A 1,324-nucleotide genomic window follows, 5' to 3' on the forward strand; every position below is an offset into this window, starting at 1 on the left:
GTGGCCGGAATGGTCGCCGGCGGGGACTCGATCGAGGATCTGGACGTGATCCGGCACGGTGGGATGCGCCGGTTGTTCACCGGTCTCCGGGCGCCCTCGACGTGTGGTTCGTGGTTGCGGGGGTTCACCCACGGCCACGTCGGTCAGCTGGCCTCGGCCGCGGCCGAGGCGCTGGTCCGGCTGGCCGGGCGGGTTCCGTCGCTGCTGGCCGGGGTCGAGGGGCTGGCGTTTATCGATATCGACGCCAAGATCAAGGAAACCTACGGGCACGGCAAGCAGGGCAGCGGGTTCGCCTACAACGGCGTCCGGGGCCTGAACCACCTGATCGCCACCCTGTCGTCCCCGGTCTGCGCGCCGGTGATCCTGACCTCCCGGTTACGGGGCGGGAACTGTGATTCCCGCCGCGGGGCCGCGTCGATGATCACCGAGGCGATCGGGCTCGCACGCCGGGCCGGGGCGACCGGGACGGTCGTGGTCCGCGCGGATTCCGCGTTCTTCACCGGCCCGATCATCGCCGCGATCCGCCGGGCGGGCGCGTTGTTTTCGGTCACCGCCCAGAAAAACGCGGCAGTGAAGCAGGTGATCGACCGGATCGGCGAGGACGACTGGACTACGATCGCCTACCGGCACCCGATCCCCGACCCGCTATCCGGCGAGTTGATCACCCACGCCGAGATCGCCGAAACCACACTGACCGCGTTCGTCCACACCGCCGAGAACCCCGGCCGCCAGGTCACCGCGCGGCTGCTGGTCCGCCGCACCCCCAGATTCAAGACCAACACCCAGGGCGAGTTGTTCCGTGTCTTCAACTACCACGCCGTGTTCACCGACACCGGCTTCGACCTGCCCGTCGCCGACGAGTATCACCGCAAACACGCCATCATCGAACAGGTCTTCGCCGACCTCAACAACTCCGCCCTCGCGCACTTCCCCTCCGGCCGCTTCCCCGCCAACCAGGCCTGGCTCGCCCTGGCCTGCCTCACCCACAACCTGCTCCGCGCCACCGGCTGCCTGACCAGCGTCTTTCACGCCAAAGCCCGCACCGCAACCCTGCGCCGACACCTGATCACCATCCCCGCCCGCATCACCCGCACCGCCCGCCGCATCACCCTCCGACTACCCACCAACTGGCCCTGGCAACACCACTACCAGGCACTCTTCACCGCCACCCACCCAACAACCTGACCACCCACACCCGACAACCAGACCACAGTGGACACACCGGATGAGACGACCGGCACCCCATCCTGCCCACCAACCCGGAAACAACACCAACAACCACCACCAAGACCAACCCACAAACACACCGGTGGATCCAGGCTCA

General features: G+C 67.8%; 1 protein-coding gene. It reads left to right on the forward strand.

Annotation, left to right across the window (positions count from 1 at the left end):
* Positions 1-1,185: IS1380 family transposase (locus ACZ54P_RS40705; protein WP_465466967.1), on the forward strand; the 1,185-nt coding region annotated here is incomplete at its 5' end.
* Positions 1,186-1,324 lie beyond the last annotated feature (139 nt).

This window comes from Amycolatopsis sp. NPDC034160, assembly GCF_055575355.1.